14 protein-coding genes are annotated in these 15,867 nt (G+C 74.1%); 7 read left to right on the top strand and 7 right to left on the bottom strand.

Translation table 11 applies throughout. The annotated features are described in order from the left end of the window. Positions 1–64: 64 nt before the first annotated feature. The 3 genes from ABZY31_RS09620 to ABZY31_RS09610 are packed head-to-tail and all read right to left on the bottom strand — an operon-like array spanning position 65 to position 3,776. Positions 65–1,819 carry an L-aspartate oxidase gene (locus ABZY31_RS09620; protein WP_356406730.1) on the bottom strand — a complete coding sequence of 585 codons (1,755 nt, stop codon included), beginning with the start codon at positions 1,817–1,819 and terminating at the stop codon, positions 65–67. After that, positions 1,816–2,814 carry a pantoate--beta-alanine ligase gene (gene panC / locus ABZY31_RS09615; protein WP_356406727.1) on the bottom strand — a complete coding sequence of 333 codons (999 nt, stop codon included), beginning with the start codon at positions 2,812–2,814 and terminating at the stop codon, positions 1,816–1,818. Before panC ends, ABZY31_RS09620 begins: the two co-directional genes overlap by 4 nt. Continuing rightward, the gene (locus ABZY31_RS09610) at positions 2,811–3,776 is read right to left on the bottom strand and encodes a DUF2520 domain-containing protein (protein ID WP_356406725.1); all 966 of its coding nucleotides are present in this window, start codon (positions 3,774–3,776) and stop codon (positions 2,811–2,813) included. Before ABZY31_RS09610 ends, panC begins: the two co-directional genes overlap by 4 nt. Before the next feature lie 125 nt (positions 3,777–3,901). On the opposite strand from ABZY31_RS09610, the gene ABZY31_RS09605 reads away from it, so the two are divergent. Beyond that, a complete protein-coding gene (locus ABZY31_RS09605) occupies positions 3,902–5,077 on the top strand; it encodes a beta-eliminating lyase-related protein (protein ID WP_356406723.1) in 1,176 nt (391 codons plus the stop codon). Between the two features lie 56 nt (positions 5,078–5,133). Here the strand turns inward: ABZY31_RS09605 and ABZY31_RS09600 are convergent, their stop codons facing one another. Next, the gene (locus ABZY31_RS09600; protein ID WP_356406720.1) at positions 5,134–5,394 is read right to left on the bottom strand and encodes a hypothetical protein; all 261 of its coding nucleotides are present in this window, start codon (positions 5,392–5,394) and stop codon (positions 5,134–5,136) included. Positions 5,395–5,513: 119 nt separating this feature from the next. On the opposite strand from ABZY31_RS09600, the gene ABZY31_RS09595 reads away from it, so the two are divergent. Beyond that, positions 5,514–6,656: a DUF5937 family protein gene (locus ABZY31_RS09595; protein ID WP_356406717.1), complete on the top strand. Its 1,143-nt coding sequence runs from the start codon at positions 5,514–5,516 to the stop codon at positions 6,654–6,656. Between the two features lie 242 nt (positions 6,657–6,898). Beyond that, a complete protein-coding gene (locus tag ABZY31_RS09590; protein ID WP_356406714.1) occupies positions 6,899–8,452 on the top strand; it encodes a M28 family metallopeptidase in 1,554 nt (517 codons plus the stop codon). Between the two features lie 83 nt (positions 8,453–8,535). Here ABZY31_RS09590 and ABZY31_RS09585 read toward each other — a convergent pair whose 3' ends face one another. Then, entirely contained in the window at positions 8,536–9,462 is a 927-nt protein-coding gene (locus ABZY31_RS09585; protein ID WP_356406834.1) for an SAM-dependent methyltransferase, read from the bottom strand. A 166-nt stretch (positions 9,463–9,628) separates the two neighbouring features. Here ABZY31_RS09585 and ABZY31_RS09580 point away from each other — a divergent pair, with 166 nt between their 5' ends. Further along, positions 9,629–10,822 (top strand): sensor histidine kinase, encoded by a 1,194-nt coding sequence (locus ABZY31_RS09580; protein ID WP_356406712.1) that lies wholly within the window; start codon positions 9,629–9,631, stop codon positions 10,820–10,822. 32 nt (positions 10,823–10,854) lie between these two features. Beyond that, on the top strand, positions 10,855–11,532 hold the full coding sequence (locus ABZY31_RS09575) for a response regulator transcription factor (RefSeq protein WP_356406709.1): 678 nt from the start codon (positions 10,855–10,857) through the stop codon (positions 11,530–11,532). Between the two features lie 360 nt (positions 11,533–11,892). Here ABZY31_RS09575 and ABZY31_RS09570 read toward each other — a convergent pair whose 3' ends face one another. Next, positions 11,893–13,230, bottom strand: a complete 1,338-nt coding sequence (locus tag ABZY31_RS09570; RefSeq protein ID WP_356406706.1) for a PH domain-containing protein — start codon at positions 13,228–13,230, stop codon at positions 11,893–11,895. After that, the gene (locus ABZY31_RS09565) at positions 13,227–13,730 is read right to left on the bottom strand and encodes a PH domain-containing protein (protein ID WP_356406703.1); all 504 of its coding nucleotides are present in this window, start codon (positions 13,728–13,730) and stop codon (positions 13,227–13,229) included. Before ABZY31_RS09565 ends, ABZY31_RS09570 begins: the two co-directional genes overlap by 4 nt. 31 nt (positions 13,731–13,761) lie before the next feature. Between ABZY31_RS09565 and ABZY31_RS09560 the strand changes: the two genes are divergently transcribed. Both ABZY31_RS09560 and ABZY31_RS09555 read left to right on the top strand, forming a co-directional pair. Further along, positions 13,762–14,904, top strand: coding sequence for an NADH-quinone oxidoreductase subunit D (locus ABZY31_RS09560; RefSeq protein ID WP_356406700.1), 1,143 nt, complete (start codon positions 13,762–13,764; stop codon positions 14,902–14,904). A gap of 68 nt (positions 14,905–14,972) precedes the next feature. Then, positions 14,973–15,848 carry an arylamine N-acetyltransferase gene (locus ABZY31_RS09555; protein ID WP_356406697.1) on the top strand — a complete coding sequence of 292 codons (876 nt, stop codon included), beginning with the start codon at positions 14,973–14,975 and terminating at the stop codon, positions 15,846–15,848. Positions 15,849–15,867: the final 19 nt, after the last annotated feature.

The following is a 15,867-nucleotide window of genomic DNA, read 5'->3' as shown; positions in this document are numbered from 1 at the left end:
GGGAGTCCGGCGTGCTCGGGCCCGGCGTGGTCGTGCCCGGCGTGGTCGTGGTGCTGGGGGGTGCTCACGGTTGCTGCTCCATCGTGTCGGTGCCCGGAAGGTGGCGTACGGACGGGAAGTCCGCGGAGTCGGTGGCGGTCACGACCAGGGCGCGCGTGCGTGCGCGGGACAGCCGGACCACGAGGTGGTGGCGCCAGGCCGCGTCGTCGCGGTCGGGGTGGTCCTCGCGCCAGTGGCAGCCGCGGGTCTCCTCGCGGCGCAGGGCGGCGGCGACCAGGACCCGGGCCACGCACAGGAGGTTGGTCGCCTCCCAGGTGTCGGTGCCGGGCTCGGCCGTCTTGCCGTGCACGTCGAGGTCGTGCAGCGCGGCGGCGTACAGGTCCTCCAGGGCGGTGGCCGCCCCGCGCAGGGAGTCGGCGGAGCGCAGCACGCCCGCGCCCGCGGTCATGATCCGCTGGATCTCCGTACGGGCTCCGCCTGGCAGCAGGGGCCCGGTGGAGGGCACGGGGACGCCCGGCCCGTGGGAGGCGGGCGGCCGGGACACGATGTCCGCGGCGATCCGCTCCGCGAAGACCAGGCCCTCCAGCAGGGAGTTGGAGGCGAGCCGGTTCGCCCCGTGCACGCCGGTGCAGGCGACCTCGCCGCAGGCGTAGAGACCGGGGACGGTGGTCCGCCCGTCCAGGTCCGTGCGCACCCCGCCGCTCGCGTAGTGCGCGGCGGGCGCGACCGGGACCGGCTCGGTCACCGGGTCGATGCCGTGGGCGCGGCAGGCGGCCAGGATGGTGGGGAAGCGGTGTTCCCACATCTCCGCGCCGAAGTGCCGGCCGTCCAGGTACATGTGGTCGACGCCCTGCTCCTGCATGCGGCGCGTGATGCCCTTGGCGACGATGTCGCGCGGGGCGAGTTCCGCCAGCTCGTGCTGGCCGACCATGAAGCGGACGCCGTCCGCGTCGACGAGGTGGGCGCCCTCGCCGCGCACGGCCTCGGAGACCAGCGGCTGCTGGCCCTCGGAGCCGGCGCCGAGGAAGAGCACCGTCGGGTGGAACTGCACGAATTCGAGGTCGGAGACCTCGGCTCCGGCGCGCAGCGCCAGGGCCACGCCGTCGCCCGTGGACACGGACGGGTTGGTGGTCGCGGAGAAGACCTGGCCCATGCCGCCGGTCGCCAGGATCACGGCGGGCGCGTGGACGGCGCCGACGCCGTCGTGCTGGCCCTCGCCCATGACGTGCAGGGTGACCCCGGCCGTGCGGCCTTCGGCGTCGGTCAGCAGGTCCAGTACGAGCGCGTTCTCCACGGTCTCGATGCCCGCGGCGTGGACGGCCTCCACGAGGGCCCGGGAGATCTCGGCGCCGGTGGCGTCGCCGCCCGCGTGCGCGATCCGGCGACGGTGGTGGCCGCCCTCGCGGGTCAGCTCGATCTCGCCCGTCTCGGCGGAGGTGTCGAAGACGGCGCCCGCGTCGATGAGCCGGCGGACCGCGCCGGGCCCGTCGGTGACCAGCAGCCGCACGGCGCCCTCGTCGCAGAGGCCGGCGCCCGCCACGAGGGTGTCGTCCAGGTGCTGTTCGGGGGTGTCGCCGTCGCCGAGGGCGGCGGCGATGCCGCCCTGGGCCCAGCGCGTGGACCCGTCGTCCAGGCGCGCCTTGGTGACGACGACGGTGCGGCGGCCCGCAGCGGCGCAGCGCAGCGCGGCCGTCAGGCCCGCGACGCCGGAGCCGACGACCACGACGTCCGCCTCGACGGACCAGCCGGGGGCGGGGGCGTGCAGCCGTATGCCGGTACCGCCCGCCGGGGTACCTGCGCCACCACTGCCTGTGCTCACGAGTGTGCTCCGAACTCCAATGGAAGGTTGTCGATCAGCCTGGTCGTGCCGACGTTCGCGGCGACGGCCAGTACGGCCGGCCCGGTGTGACCGGGGCCGACCTCGGTGAAGTCTGCGGGGTCCACCAGGGCCAGGTAGTCCAGGCGCAGGGGTGGTGTGTCACGTCCCGCCTCCTCCAGGACTTGGCGGGCGGCGGCCCGTACGGCGTCGGGCAGCCCGCCGCGCGCGGCGGCCACCGCGTGAGCGTCGGCCGAGGCGCGGACCTCGCCGAGCAGGGCCAGCGCTCCGGCCCGGCCGTCGCCGGCCGGGGCCCCGGCCTCGGCGCGCTCGCGCAGCGCGGCCTGGGCGGCGAGCCGGTCGCGGCCCGCGGTCAGGGCGCGGGAGAGGGCGAGGGCGGTGCGGCGCCCGGGCCCGTCGAGGTAGCGGTTGCGGCTGGAGAGGGCGAGTCCGTCGTCCTCGCGGACGGTGGGGACGCCGACGACCTCGACGGGGAAGTTCAGGTCGGTCACCATGCGCCGGATCAGCGCCAGTTGCTGCGCGTCCTTCTGCCCGAAGAGCGCGACGTCGGGGCCGGTGAGGTGGAGCAGTTTGGCGACGACGGTCAGCATGCCGTCGAAGTGGCCGGGGCGGGTGGCGCCCTCCAGCCGGGTGCCCATGGGACCCGCGCTGATCCGTACCTGCGGTTCGCCGCCGGGGTAGACCTCGTCGGCGGACGGGGCGAAGACCACGTCGGCGCCCGCCGCGCGGGCGATCTCCAGGTCGGCGTCCAGGGTGCGGGGGTAGCGGTCGAGGTCCTCGTTCGCTCCGAACTGGAGCGGGTTGACGAAGACGGTGACGACGACCTGCCCGGCCGTTCCGGCGCGCTCGCGGGCGGTGCGGATCAAGGTGGCGTGGCCCTCGTGCAGGGCCCCCATGGTCATGACCACGACGCGCGGGGCGTCCCCGGCGCGGGGCAGTTCGCGCAGTTCTCGGGCGGTGGCCAGCAGGTCCGTCATCGGGGGTCCCCTCCCAGGTCGTCCGGGCCGAGCGGGCCGGGCGGCTGCCCGGCGTCCTGGCCGAGCACGCCGAGCAGGTCCTCGGCGAGTTCCGGCTTGAGCAGGCCGTGGGCCAGGGCCCGGTCGGCGGTGGTGCGGGCCATCGCGAGGTAGCCCGCGACGGTGCCGGGGGCGTGCTTGCGCAGCTCGGCGACGTGGGCGGCGACCGTACCGGCGTCGCCGCGGGCGACCGGGCCGGTCAGCGCCGCGTCGCCGGAGCGCAGGGCGTTGTCGAGGGCCGCGCCGAGCAGCGGGCCGAGCATCCGGTCGGGGTGCTCCACCCCGGCGGTGCGCAGCAGTTCCATGGCCTGGGCCACCAGGGTGACCAGGTGGTTCGCGCCGAGGGCCAGGGCCGCGTGGTAGAGCGGACGGGACTCCTCCGCGATCCACTCGGGTTCGCCGCCCATCTCGATGACCAGGGCCTCGGCGGCCAGGCGCAGCTCGTCGGGCGCGGTCACCCCGAAGGAGCAGCCCGCGAGCCGGTGGACGTCGACCATGGTTCCGGTGAAGGTCATGGCGGGGTGCAGGGCCAGCGGCAGGGCCCCGGCGCGCCGCGCGGGGTCCAGTACGGCCGTCCCGTAGCGCCCGGAGGTGTGCACGAGCAGCTGCCCGGGGCGGATCGCGCCGGTCTCGGCGAGGCCTTCGACGAGCGCGGGCAGCGTGTCGTCGGGGACCGTCAGCAGGACCAGTTCCGCCCGGGCGAACACCTCGGCGGGCGGGACGAGCGGCACGTCGGGCAGGAGCTCCGCCGCGCGCCGCCGGGAGGCGTCGGAGACGCCGGAGACCGCCACGGGCCGGTGGCCGGCCTGCTGGAGCGCGCGGGCGAGGGCCGGGCCGACCCGGCCGGCGCCGACGACGCCGACGGTGAGCCGGGCCGGGCGGGCGGACGGATCCCGGAACTCCGTCTGATGGGGTGTGTTCACGCGGGGCGAGCCTTCTTCCGTTCCAGTCCGCGGGGGGTACCGGACGATACGCCGCCATCGTAGGCCCTGCCGCCGCAGGCCGTCCGGCCCGTCCGCCCCGGTGGGCCGTCGGGCAGGATCGGGCCATGGCATACGACACGGACGACGAAGCGGCGCGGGCGAAGCGGCGGCGGGACGCCTGGCGGGGCGCGGAGCGCAGGCTCTCGCGCGCAGGCTCCGAGACCCTCGCGGAGCAGCTGGCCGGTCTGGCGGCGCTGCCGGCGCTGCTGGGCCGCGACCCCGGGGAGGATCCCGACGTCTACGGCGACGGGGTGGTCGCGGAGCTGGAGGGGCGGGTCGCGGAGCTGCTGGGCACCGAGGACGCGGCGTACTTCCCCTCCGGGACGATGGCCCAGCAGATCGCGCTGCGCTGCTGGGCGGCCCGCACGGGCAATCCGGTGGTGGCGCTGCACCCGGGCAGCCACCCCGAACGGCACGAGGACGGCGCGCTGGGCGTCGTGTCGGGGCTGCGGACGGTGTACCCGACGCGGGAGGCGCGCCAGCCGACGGCCCAGGAGGTGCGGGAGCACCCGGAGCCCTTCGGCACGCTGATGGTGGAGCTGCCGCTGCGCGATCCGGGCTTCTTGCTGCCCACGTGGGAGGAGCTGGAGGAGCTGGTGGCGGCGGGCCGGGAGCGGGACGCGGTCATCCACTTCGACGGGGCACGGCTGTGGGAGACCACCGTCCACTTCGGCCGGACGCTGCCGGAGATCGCGGCCCTCGCCGACACCGTGTACGTCTCCTTCTACAAGTCGCTGGGCGGGCTGAGCGGGGCGGCGCTGGCCGGGCCGCGCTCCCTGATCGAGGAGGCGCGGGTCTGGCGCCACCGGTACGGCGGTCAGGTGTTCCGCCAGTACCCGCAGGTGCTGAGCGCGCTGGCCGGGCTGGAGCAGGAGCTGCCGCGGCTGGCGTCGTACGTGGACCACGCGAAGGTGGTCGCGCGGGCGCTGCGGGAGGGCTTCGAGGACGCGGGGCTGCCGTGGCTGCGGATCGTGCCGGAGGTGCCGGTGACCCACCAGTTCCACGTGTGGGCGGCGTACGACGCGGACGCGCTGACGGAGGCGGCGGTGCGGCAGGCGGAGGAGACCGGAACCCAGCTGTTCGGCCGCTGGCGGGCCGAGGGGCCGCCGGGGCTGGCGCTGGCGGAGCTGACGGTGGCCGGCGAGGCCCTGTCGTGGACGGAGCAGGACGTGCGGGACGCGGTGCGCGGCTTCGTGGAGCGGGTGGAGGGGCTCGGCACGAAGGAGGGCGGCGCACGGTAGGGCGGCGCCGCGGGGCAGGGCGGCGCCAGGGAGCGCCCCGGCCGCGACCGGGCCCGTCAGCAGGACGGCGTGCGGTGCGGGCGGTGGTGCGGCGGCAGGCGGTCCCGCATCCGGCTCCGCATCCGGTCCAGCATCCGGTGCAGGGCGGCCCGCCACGGGTGGCGCGCCGCCCTGCCGTCGAGTACGGCCTGGAAGCGCTCGTAGGTCCGGGCGGCCCGCAGCTCCGCGAGGTCGTGGCGGCCGGGCTCGGGCGGCATCGGGGCGCCCTGCTGGGCGGCGCGGTAGGTGTCGACGAGGTACTGCTCGATGGCGGTCATGCCCCCACTCTCACTCCGTCGGCCGCATCCCGCCCGTCGATTGACGGGTGCCGTCAATCGGCCCATCGCCGGGGCGCGCGATGCGCCGGGTCCGGCCGCTGACCGGCCAGAATGGGCCCATGAGCGTCACCATCGACATCGCCGGCCTGCCCACCGGGCGCATCACCTTCGCGCCCTCGCCGCTCGCCGAGCTGTGCATGGCGCTGCACGCGCTCTCGCAGCCCGCCCACCACCCCGGGCTGCACTCCTGGGTCACGGCCACCTCCGCCGCGCTGGACCCGTGCCTGGCCGACCGGCTGCTGGAGTGCGACTTCATGTGGCGCAGTTCCTTCTCCGACATCTTCATGGCGTTCGCCGGGGTGCCCGGCGGGACCGGGCGGCCCGCCGGGACGCTCGCCGAGGAACTGGACGTGCTCGACCGGATGGACGACGAGCGCTTCGTGCTCGCCGCCCTGGAGCACTGCTGGCTGAAGCTGTACGACGACGGCACCGCCGCCTCCCCGCTGACCGACCCCGCGGCCCGGGCGAAGGCCCTGGAAACGGCCGCGGCGCGCGGTCCGCGCCAGCTGGACTTCTCGGTGCGGCTGCTGGACGACCCGGCGGGGGTCCGGGTGTGGCTGCGGCGGCTGCTGGAGGACTGCGACGAGGCCTTCTTCGCGGACACCTGGCGGCGGATCGAGCCGCGGCAGAGCGCGGACGCCCGGCACAAGGCGGAGGTGCTGCGCCGCAAGGGCCTGCCCGCCGCGCTCAGGGAGGTGTCGGGGGCGCTGAGCGTGGACCCGGCCGCCACCGTGATCACGGTGGACAAGATGGTCCACGGCACGGCGAGCGCGACCGATCCGCGGGCCGGGACGGGGCTGGTCTTCATCCCGACGAACTTCGGCTGGCCGCACCTGCTGGTGGTGCACGCGCCGGGCTGGCTCCCGGTGGTGCACTACCCGATCGCCTCCCCGGACATCGCCGCCTCCCCGGCGTCCCCGGGGTCTCCCGGCTCGGTGGAACTGCTCCAGCGGCGCATGGAGGCACTGGCCCATCCGATGCGGATGCGGCTGTGCCGGAGTCTGGCGCGGGCGACGTACACCACGAGCGAATTGGCCACCGTGTACGGGATATCCGCGCCCGAGGTGTCGCGCCACCTGTCCGTGCTGAAGAAGGCCGGACTGCTGCGGACGCGGCGCCAAGGGCGCTACGTACAGCATGAGTTGGATCTGGCCACGGTGGCCCGCATCGGCGCGGACTTCATCGAGGCGCTGCTGCGGTGACCGCTGGTCGGAGGCGGTGTCCGGCACTGGCCGAAATCCGTCGGCCGGGCCCGTATCGACGTACCGATATACGGAATTCATAAACCGGAATCGGCGAAAACTCTGGCCATAGCGGGTCGTTGCTGCCTAACGTGCGTCACATCGGCCACACAGCTCCTTCACAGTTTCAGCCGAGCTTCCAACTGCCGACGTCCGACGGTCAGTCCGCCCGCTCCGCCCGCTTGTCGTGAAAGGACTTCTGCATGCCCTCACGCCGTATAGCCGCCGCCACCGCCGCCCTGGCGGCCGCAGCGCTCGTCTCGCCCCTGCTGCTCGTGGGACCGGCCGGAGCCAGTGCCTCCACGCCCGTCAGCGACGCCGCGCGCGGTGACGCGCTGGCCAAGAAGCTGGTCGCCGACGCGACGGGGAAGGGCGCCTACAGCCACCTCAAGGTCCTGCAGTCCATCGCGGACTACAACAACGGCACCCGGGTGGCCGGTTCGAAGGGCCACGAGCAGTCGGCGACCTACATCAGCCAGGTCCTGAAGGCGGCCGGATACACCGTCACGAAGAACGAGTTCGACTTCGTGTACGTCGAGGCCATCGCCCAGACCCTGAAGGTGAACGGTGCGGCGCCCCGCGACGTCCCGATCCACCTCATGACCTACACCGCCAGCGGTCCCGCGGACGGCGTGAGCGCCCAGCTGGCCGCCGCGCCCGTCGACGCGGACGGCAGCAACGGCTGTGAGCCGGGCGACTTCGCCGCGGGCGCCTTCACCGGCAAGATCGCGCTGGTCAAGCGCGGCGGCTGCACCTTCGCCGTCAAGCAGACCAACGCGGCCGCGGCCGGGGCGATCGGCGCGATCATCTTCAACAACACCGACGGCGGCCTGAACGGCACCCTGGGCGACCCGGCCGTGGGCAAGGTCCCCACCGGCGGCATCTCCCAGGCGGACGGCGAGAAGCTCCTCGCCGACCTGGCGGCCGCCCCGGTCGAGGTCACCCTCGACCTGCGGGAACTGCGCGAGAACCGCAAGACGTACAACGTAATCGCGGAGACCAGGGGCGGAGACGCGGACAACACCGTCTTCCTCGGCGCGCACCTCGACTCGGTCGCGGCGGGCCCCGGCATCAACGACAACGGCTCCGGCTCGGCCGGCATCCTCCAGGTCGCGCAGCGGCTCGCGAGCAGCCAGTCGAAGGTCAAGAACAAGGTGAAGTTCGCCTGGTGGTCGGCGGAGGAGTACGGCCTCCTCGGCTCCGAGGCGTACGTCGCCTCGCTGACCCCCGAGCAGCAGAAGCAGATCAAGCTCTACCTGAACTTCGACATGATCGCCTCGCCGAACTCCGCGTACTTCGTCTACGACGGCGACGACTCGGACGCCACCGGCGCGGGCCCCGGCCCCGCGGGCTCGGCGCAGCTGGAGAAGGGCATCACCGACTTCCTCGACGCCAAGAAGGTCCCGCACGAGGGCACGGACTTCTCCGGGCGCTCGGACTACGGCCCCTTCATCGCGGTCGGCATCCCCTCGGGCGGTACGTTCACCGGCGCCGAGGGCATCAAGACGGCAGAGCAGGCCGCGAAGTTCGGCGGCACGGCCGGAGTCGCCTACGACGTGAACTACCACGCCAAGGGCGACGACATCACCAACATCGACCAGAAGGCGCTCGACATCAACGTCGACGTCATCGCGAACGCGGTCGGCCACTACGCGTACGACCTGGCGCCCCTGACCCAGCCGGTCACCTCCCACCCGACCAACGGCCAGGGCAGCGGAGGCGGCCTCCACGCGGGCCACGACGGCGTGACCGAGTAACCCACCCCGGGTCCTCGAACGCCGGCGCGGGCACTTTTTAGCCCGTCCGGCGTTTGAGGACCGGGTCCGGGCGGAGCCCGGTGCTACCCCGGCCAGGCCGCCAGGCCCACCGGCTGGACGAGCCACCCGAAGTCCCCCAGCCCCCCGCGCGCGGTCAGCTCGGCCGCCTCCCCCGCCGCCGCCAGCCCCCGCACGTAGGCCACCGGATCCACCGAGGCGAGGCCCAGCGGCGGCCGCCCGCCCGACACCCCGAGCACCCCCAGCGCCTCCCGCTGGCTCAGCAGCACCGCCCCCGCCCCCGCACACGCGTCCAGCGCGACGTGCGCGGTGACGTCGGCCCCGCCGTCCGGCACCGGCGGCACCTCCCGCCCCTCCCGGAACCCGGTCAGCGTGCCGTACGGCGGCCGCGCCTCCCGCGTGTGGGCGTAGTCCACCGCCACCGCCAGCCCCCGCTCCACGCTCGCCACGGCCGCCGCCCACGCCTCGTCCCGGGGCCGCCCGATCTCCGCCCGGCCCCGCTCCCCCGGCCACCACCGCTCCAGCCACTCCCGGTCGGCCGCCTCCAGGGGGCCGCCGCGGGACTCCGTGCCCTCGCGGTCGACCAGCACGTACCGGCCGTCCTCGGCGACGTCCAGCGGCACGTTGTCGAGCCACTCGTTGGCGAACAGGAGCCCCCGCGTCCCGGCGGGCGGCTCGGCCACCCACCGGATCCGCGGGTCGAGACCCGCCGGCGCGGGGGCCCGTTCCACCGCGTACGCCCGGACCCGCGCCGCCACCTCCGGCGCCAGCGCCCCCAGCACGCCCGTCAGCAGTTCGCCGCGCCCGGCTCCCACGTCCACCAGGTCCAGCTCCGCCGGACGCCCCAGTTCCGCGTCCACCCGCAGCAGCAGCCGGGCCACCGCCCCCGCGAACAGCGGCGAGGCGTGCACCGACGTGCGGAAGTGCCCGGCGGGACCCGGGCCGCCGGGGCGCACGTAGAACCCGCCCGGCCCGTACAGCGCGGCCTCCATCGCCACCCGCCAGCGCACCGGTCCCGCGCCGTCCCCCGTGCCTTCACCCTGAGTGCTCACGACGGAAAGGCTAAGGTCGCCTCCACCTTCGGGAGTACACCTCCCGAGGACGGATCGCCCCTGTGGTTGACTCCAGCACCTATCTCCTGTCCCTACTCTGGGTTACGTGCAGCGCCTCTACGATTTCCTCCGCAGACACCCGACGGGCGTCGACGGCTTCTGGGCTGTCCTCCTGTTCGGGATGGCCATGCTGCAGGTATCCGGGAGTTACCACTCGACCCGCGCGCGGGTGCTCGCCGTACCGACCGTCTTCGCGCTCTCCGCGGCCGTGTCCCTGCGCCGCAAGTGGACCGTGCCCATGCTGTGGCTGACGGTCGGCGCGGGCGCCTACCAGCTGGCCACCGGCTCCCGGCCCAACCTGGCGAACCTGGCCATGCTGGTCATCGTGTACACCGTCGCGGCCGCCGAAGTGCCCCGGTGGACCTCGCGGACCGCGCTCGGCCTCGGCCTGCTCGCCGCCCCCGTCACGGCGCTGCGCTGGGGCGTCGACAAGAATGACGTCTACGCCGACATCTTCTTCGTCCTCATGCTGATCGTGCCCTTCGCCCTGGCCTGGGTGCTCGGCGACTCCCTGCGCACCCGGCGGGCGTACTACGCCCAGCTGATCGAGCGCAACCAGCGCCTGGAGGGCGAACGCGCCGCCCAGGCCAAGATCGCGGTCGCCGCCGAACGCGCCCGGATCGCCCGCGAGCTGCACGACGTCGTCGCGCACAACGTCTCGGTCATGGTCGTCCAGGCCGACGGCGCCGCCTACGTCATGGACGCCGCCCCCGAGCAGGCCAAGGAAGCCCTCCAGACGATCTCCGGCACCGGCCGCCAGGCCCTCGCCGAGATGCGCCGGCTGCTCGGCGTCCTGCGCACCGGCGAACCGCAGGAGTCCGAGGACTACGTGCCGCAGCCCGACGTCGAGCAGATCGAGGTGCTGGTCGAGCAGGTCCGTACGGCCGGACTCAGCGTCGACTTCGAGGTCGAGGGAGCCCCCCGGCCGCTGCCGACCGGCGTCGAGCTGACCGCGTACCGGATCGTCCAGGAAGCCCTCACCAACACCCGCAAGCACGGCGGACCCGACGCCAGCGCCAGCGTCCGGCTGGTCTACTTCGACGACGGGCTCGGCCTGCTCGTCGAGGACACCGGCCGGGGCGCCGCCCACGAGCTGTACGAGGACGGCGGCGCGGACGGCGCCGGACACGGCCTGATCGGCATGCGGGAGCGGGTCGGTATGGTCGGCGGAACCCTGGACGCGGGGCCGCGCCCGGGCGGGGGCTTCCGGATCAGCGCGCTGCTCCCGCTGAAGAAGTGAAGCCGCGGACAACGATGAGGACGAGGTAACGAATGTCCATCCGAGTGATGCTCGTCGACGACCAGGTGCTGCTGCGCACCGGTTTCCGGATGGTGCTCGCCGCCCAGCCGGACATGGAAGTGGTGGCCGAGGCGGGGAACGGGCTGGAGGCGCTGGAGGTGCTGCGGGCGACGAAGGTCGACGTGGTGCTGATGGACGTCCGCATGCCGAAGCTCGACGGGGTCGAGGCGACGCGTCGGATCTGCGCGCCGGACGAGCACCCCAAGGTGATCATCCTGACCACCTTCGACCTCGACGAGTACGCCTTCTCGGGGCTCAAGGCGGGGGCGAGCGGCTTCATGCTGAAGGACGTGCCGCCCGGGGAGCTGCTGGCGGCGATCCGCTCGGTGCACTCCGGGGACGCGGTGGTGGCCCCGTCGACGACGCGCCGGCTGCTGGACCGGTTCGCCCCGATGCTGCCGTCGGCTTCGGCCGAGCCGCAGAACAAGGAGGTCGAGCGGCTGACGGAGCGGGAGCGGGAGGTCATGCTGCTGGTGGCGCAGGGCCTGTCGAACGGTGAGATCGCGGCCCGCCTCGTCCTGTCGGAGGCCACGGTCAAGACCCACGTGGGCCGCATCCTGACGAAGCTGAACCTCCGCGACCGCGTCCAGGTCGTCGTCCTGGCCTACGAAACGGGCCTGGTCCGAGCGGGCAGCGGCCCGGCCACGTAGCGGTCCGAGGGGGCGGGTGCCCGGGCCCGGTGGCCACCCGCCCCGCCCCTGTGACACCTGCGGCGCACCGTGCCCTCCGGGGGCGCCTCAAACGCCGGCGAGGCTGATTTTTTCCCTGCCCGGCACCATGTGCGCCCGGCCCCGCCGTTACCGACTACGCCAACCAAATCCAGCCCCGCCGGTACCGACCACGCCAACCAAATCCAGCCCCTCCGGTACCGACTACGCCAGCCAAATCCAGCCTCGCCGGCGTTTGAGGCGCCGCCGGAGGCAGGGCCCCGAGGGCGGGGCCGAGCAGTCGTACCCGGGCCGGGGTCGAGCAGTCGCGGCCCGCACCAGGGCCACGCACCCCGCCCGGGGTCACGTCATCCAGCGGTCCGGGCGGGACGCGGCCCGGGAGGTCCGGGACCGCACCGCTTGGGCGGCCAGCACATCGGCGGCCTCCGCCTCGCCCCGGAGCCAGGCGGTCACCGTCCCGTTCGCCCCCGTGTCCACGTGCACGTTCGCCACCCCCCACACCCGCCCCCACGGCCCCTGCGTCACCCGCACGCTCTGCACCTTCGCGTGCGGCACGATCTCCGTCCGCCGGCACACCCGCCCGTACCGCGCCACGAAAACCTCCGGCGTCACCGCGAGCCCGAACCCCTTCCACCACACCGGCACGGCCCACCGCGCCCCCGCCCGCGGCGCGGGCGAGAACTCCAGCCCGGCCAGGTCCACCCCCGGCAGCACCCGCGCGACCACCCCGTACGCCGCCTCCCGCGAAGCCACCGGCACCAGCACGTCGTTCTTCGACCCGGCCACCGCCAGCTCCACCCGCACCCAGTCGCGCCGCCGCCACAGCAGCGGTTCCACGATGCGCACCGTCTGCACCCGCCCCGGCGGCACCGTCTCGTGCGCCCGGTCGGCGAGCCCGTGGTCCAGGCGCAGGCCGTCCGGCGATTCGGCGACCGTCCAGTCGTACTCGGTCAGGAACCGCCCGAGGCTGCGCCCCCACACCGCGCCCAGCAGCGGCACCAGCGTGACGACGGCGGCCCACAGGCTGGAGCTGAGCCAGAAGACCACGGCCGGCGCCGCGAGCCCGCCCGCGACCGCGGCCCAGACGCCCATGCTCAGCAGCAGGGACCGCACCAGCTGCGGGGTGCCCAGGCGCAGCAGTTCGCGGACCGGCGCCTCGCCGACCCCGACGGCCTCATCGGGCGCGAATCCGGCGGCCCGCGCGAGCAGCTCGGCGCGCAGGGCGACGGCGTCGTCCTCGGAGAGGTAGGCCAGTTCGTCCTTGTCCTCGGTGCCTATGACGTCCAGCTTGAGCTTCGCGACACCGGTGATCCGGGCCAGCAGCGGGCGGGTGACGTCGACGGCCTGGAGCCGGTCGAGGCGGATGTGCGCGGTGCGCCGGAAGAAGAGGCCGGTGCGGATGCGCAGTTCGGTGGAGGTGACGGCGTAATAGGTGAAGCGCCAGCTCAGGAAGCCGTAGAGGCCGGCGGCGGCGATCACCGCGAGCAGGACGAGGGCGCCGAGGCCGCTGCCGAGGCCCTCGGCGGAGTCCTTGAGCCACTCCTGCGCGTTCTCGCCCTGCTGGACGAGCACACCGGCGGTGCCGCCGATCGGCACCCAGGCCCGGCGCAGCGGTGTGAAGGGATGCAGCCTGCGTTCCCCGGCGGGAGGGGTCGCCGGGGGCCCCGTCGGCGGCGTCACAGGCCCGCCGACCTTGCCTCGCCCAGCTCGGTCAGCCGGTCGCGCAGCCGCTCGGCCTCCGCCGGGACCAGCCCGGGGATGGTCGCGTCGGTGGTCGCGGCCGCCGTGTGCAGTTGTACGGAGGCCAGCCCGAAGCGGCGCTCCAGCGGCCCGGAGGTCACCTCGACCAGCTGCATCCGCCCGTACGGCACCACCGTCTCGTGCCGCCACATCACCCCGCGGCTGATCAACAGGTCGTCGGCGCGCTCGGCGTACCGCCAGGACCGCCAGTTCCGCCCGAGCAGCACCCAGCACCACACCCCCGGCACCGCCCAGACCAGCGCGAACGCCCCCCGCGCCGGCCCGGCCAGCCACCCGAGCAGGACGCCCGTACCGACGGCGAACAGCCCCAGCCAGATCACCAGCAGCAGCCGCCGGAGCGTGAGCAGCCCCCGCGGCAGCCCCACCCACCCGGTCCCGCCCGCCGCACCCGCCGTGCCACCCGCGCTCCCCGTTTCCATCCCCCCACCCTAGGGCTGCGAGAATGCCCGCATGACGGAGACCACGGTCGGCATCGGCGGCGCGGCGGAGAGCACCGACATGGTGCTCAACATCGGCCCCCAGCACCCTTCCACGCACGGCGTGCTGCGCCTGCGCATCGTCCTGGACGGCGAGCGGATCATCTCCGCCGAGCCCGTGGTCGGCTACATGCACCGGGGCGCCGAGAAGCTCTTCGAGGCGCGGGACTACCGCCAGATCGTGATGCTCGCGAACCGCCACGACTGGCTCTCCGCGTTCTCCAACGAGCTGGGCGTGGTGATGGGCGTCGAGCGCATGCTCGGCATGGAGGTCCCCGAGCGGGCGGTGTGGATGCGCACGCTGCTGGCCGAGCTGAACCGGGTGCTGAACCACCTGATGTTCCTGGGCTCGTACCCCCTGGAGCTGGGCGGGATCACCCCGATCTTCCACGCGTTCCGCGAGCGCGAGGAACTCCAGGCGGTCATGGAGGAGATCTCCGGCGGCCGGATGCACTACATGTTCAACCGGGTCGGCGGCCTCAAGGAGGACCTCCCGGCGGGCTGGCTCGGCCGGGCGCGGGCCGCGGTGGCGGACGTCCGCTCGCGGATGTCCGTGTACGACGAGCTGGTGCACGGCAACGAGATCTTCCGCGGCCGCACCCGCGGGGTCGGCGTCCTGTCGGCGGAGGCCGTGCACGCCTACGGCGTCTCCGGGCCGATCGCCCGCGCCTCCGGCGTCGACTTCGACCTGCGCCGCGACGAGCCGTACCTCGCCTACGGCGAACTCCAGGACGTCCTCAAGGTGGTCACCCGCAGCGAGGGCGACTGCCTGGCCCGCTTCGAGTGCCTGCTGGACCAGACCCACAACGCGCTGGACCTGGCGGTCGCCTGCCTGGACCGGATGGAGCAGCTGCCGCCCGGGCCGGTCAACCAGCGCCTCCCGAAGGTCCTGAAGGCGCCGGAGGGCCAGACGTACGCCTGGACCGAGAACCCGCTCGGGATCAACGGCTACTACCTCGTCTCCAAGGGCGAGAAGACCCCGTACCGGCTGAAGCTGCGGTCGGCCTCCTTCAACAACATCCAGGCGCTGGCCGTGCTGCTGCCCGGCCAGCTGGTCGCGGACATGGTGGCGATCCTCGGCTCGCTCTTCTTCGTCGTGGGCGACATCGACAAGTAGTCGCGGACCGCCCAGGCGGCGGCCGCGAACGATCGACAAGCGGGGGGCGAGCCAGCAGGCTGGGGGCCATGACCTCCGGCCTGAGCCCAGCACTGGTGGGCGCGTACCTGCGGCGGCTCGGCACCGGCGAGCCCGGACCGCCCTCGGCCGCCGCCCTGTTCGCGCTCCACCGCGCGCACGTGGAGCGCGTCCCCTACGAGAACCTCGACATCCAGCTGGGGCGCCCGCCGGGCATCGACCCCGTGGAGTCGGTGCGCCGGCTGGCCGCCGGGCGGGGCGGCTACTGCTTCCACCTCAACGGCGCCTTCGCGCTGCTCCTCGAAGCGCTCGGTTACGAGGTCACCCGGCACGTCGGCGGCGTGGACGACGACCGCGGTTCCCGGATGGTCAACGGCAACCACCTCGCGCTGAGCGTCCGGGTGCCGGGGGAGCCGGGCGGCGGCGAGGGCGGTGCGTACCTCGTGGACACCGGGCTCGGCGACGGGCCGTACCAGCCGCTCCCCCTGCGCGGGGGCACGTACGCACAGGGTGGTTTCCGGTACACCCTGACCCCGCTGCCGGACGGCTCCGGCTGGAGCTTCCACAACGTCGGAGGCCCCTTCCCGGTGATGAACTTCCGCTCGGCCCCGGCGACCATGGCCGACTTCGCGGCCGAGCACCTGCGGCTGACCTCCGCCGCCGACTCCTGCTTCGTACGGACGCTCGCCGTCCTGCGCCGGGACGCGACCGGCATGGACGTGCTGCGCGGCCGCACCCTGAGCCGGGTCGAGGCTCACGCCGATCCGATCAAGCGGGAACTGACCACGCCCGGGGAGTTCTTCGAGGTCCTGACGGCCCTCTTCGGGCGGGAGCTGGACGATCTGGACGCGGCGGACCGGACCGCCCTGTGGACCCGGGCGACGGCCCCGGTCTGCCACAAGGAGAAGGCTGCGATCCAGGTCTGACGATTCGACGGATGGGCGC

Source organism: Streptomyces sp. NPDC006529 (assembly GCF_040611795.1).
Lineage (GTDB): Bacteria > Actinomycetota > Actinomycetes > Streptomycetales > Streptomycetaceae > Streptomyces.
This window is presented reverse-complemented; position numbering and strand designations above follow the sequence as displayed.

Coding starts and splice junctions, on each gene's coding strand:
- panC (WP_356406727.1), bottom strand. CDS start 2,814: ATGACGGACCTGCTGGCCACCGCCCGAGAACTGCGCGAACTGCCCCGC.
- ABZY31_RS09605 (WP_356406723.1), top strand. CDS start 3,902: ATGGCATACGACACGGACGACGAAGCGGCGCGGGCGAAGCGGCGGCGG.
- ABZY31_RS09600 (WP_356406720.1), bottom strand. CDS start 5,394: ATGACCGCCATCGAGCAGTACCTCGTCGACACCTACCGCGCCGCCCAG.
- ABZY31_RS09595 (WP_356406717.1), top strand. CDS start 5,514: ATGAGCGTCACCATCGACATCGCCGGCCTGCCCACCGGGCGCATCACC.
- ABZY31_RS09590 (WP_356406714.1), top strand. CDS start 6,899: ATGCCCTCACGCCGTATAGCCGCCGCCACCGCCGCCCTGGCGGCCGCA.
- ABZY31_RS09585 (WP_356406834.1), bottom strand. CDS start 9,462: ATGGAGGCCGCGCTGTACGGGCCGGGCGGGTTCTACGTGCGCCCCGGC.
- ABZY31_RS09575 (WP_356406709.1), top strand. CDS start 10,855: ATGTCCATCCGAGTGATGCTCGTCGACGACCAGGTGCTGCTGCGCACC.
- ABZY31_RS09565 (WP_356406703.1), bottom strand. CDS start 13,730: ATGGAAACGGGGAGCGCGGGTGGCACGGCGGGTGCGGCGGGCGGGACC.
- ABZY31_RS09560 (WP_356406700.1), top strand. CDS start 13,762: ATGACGGAGACCACGGTCGGCATCGGCGGCGCGGCGGAGAGCACCGAC.
- ABZY31_RS09555 (WP_356406697.1), top strand. CDS start 14,973: ATGACCTCCGGCCTGAGCCCAGCACTGGTGGGCGCGTACCTGCGGCGG.